The organism is Pseudomonas sp. SH10-3B (assembly GCF_019891415.1).
In the GTDB taxonomy this organism is placed as follows: domain Bacteria; phylum Pseudomonadota; class Gammaproteobacteria; order Pseudomonadales; family Pseudomonadaceae; genus Aquipseudomonas.
On sequence record NZ_JAFLXD010000112.1, the window covers coordinates 1 to 1,280 of the forward strand.

The 1,280-nt window shown below is 63.3% G+C and carries 1 protein-coding gene; it reads left to right on the forward strand.

Translation table 11 applies throughout. From position 1 onward, the window contains the following. A partial coding sequence (gene araG, locus J1G35_RS30565; protein ID WP_223016867.1) for an L-arabinose ABC transporter ATP-binding protein AraG occupies positions 1-1,280 on the forward strand: 1,280 nt, incomplete at both ends.

The following is a 1,280-nucleotide window of genomic DNA, read 5'->3' on the forward strand; positions in this document are numbered from 1 at the left end:
GAGAACGGTGCGGGCAAGTCGACGCTGCTGAAGATCCTCGGCGGCGCCTATATTCCCAGCAGCGGCACGGTGCAGATCGGCGCGCAGACCATGGCGTTCAAGTGCGCCGCCGACAGCATCGCCAGCGGTGTGGCGGTGATTCACCAGGAGCTGCACCTGGTGCCGGAAATGACCGTCGCCGAAAACCTGTTCCTCGGGCATTTGCCCTCGCGCTTTGGCGTGGTCAACCGGGGCCTGCTGCGCAAGCAGGCCCTGGCCTGTCTCAAGGGCCTGGCGGATGAAATCGACCCCGAGGAAAAACTCGGCCGCCTGTCCCTGGGCCAGCGCCAACTGGTGGAAATCGCCAAGGCGCTGTCCCGTGGCGCCCATGTGATCGCCTTCGACGAACCGACCAGCAGCCTGTCGGCGCGGGAGATCGACCGGCTGATGGCGATCATCACGCGCCTGCGGGACGAGGGCAAAGTGGTGCTCTACGTGTCGCACCGCATGGAAGAGGTGTTCCGCATCTGCAACGCGGTCACGGTGTTCAAGGACGGCCGCTACGTGCGCACCTTCGATGACATGAGCGCGCTGACCCACGACCAGTTGGTGACCTGCATGGTCGGTCGCGACATCCAGGACATCTACGACTACCGCCCGCGTGAGCACGGTGAGGTGGCGCTCAAGGTCGACGGTTTGCTGGGTCCGGGTTTGCGTGAGCCGATCAGTTTTGAGGTGCGCAAGGGCGAGATTCTTGGCTTGTTCGGCTTGGTCGGGGCAGGGCGCACGGAGTTGTTCCGTTTGCTCAGCGGTTTGGAGCGCGCCAGTGCCGGCAGCCTTGAACTCTGTGGGCAACCCCTGCAATTGCGCTCACCCCGCGACGCCATCGCGGCCGGTGTGCTGCTGTGCCCGGAAGACCGCAAGAAGGAAGGCATCATTCCGCTGTCCAGCGTCGCTGAGAACATCAATATCAGCGCGCGTGGAGCCCACTCTTCGTTCGGCTGGTTGCTGCGCGATGGCTGGGAGAAGGGCAATGCCGACCAGCAGATCAAGGCGATGAAGGTCAAAACCCCGACCGCCGCGCAAAAGATCATGTACCTGTCCGGCGGCAACCAGCAGAAAGCCATTCTTGGCCGCTGGCTGTCGATGCCCATGAAGGTCCTGCTGCTGGATGAGCCGACGCGTGGCATCGACATCGGCGCCAAGGCCGAGATCTACCAGATTATCCATAACCTCGCGGCCCAGGGCATTGCGGTGATTGTGGTGTCCAGCGACCTGATGGAAGTGATGGGCATCTCCGA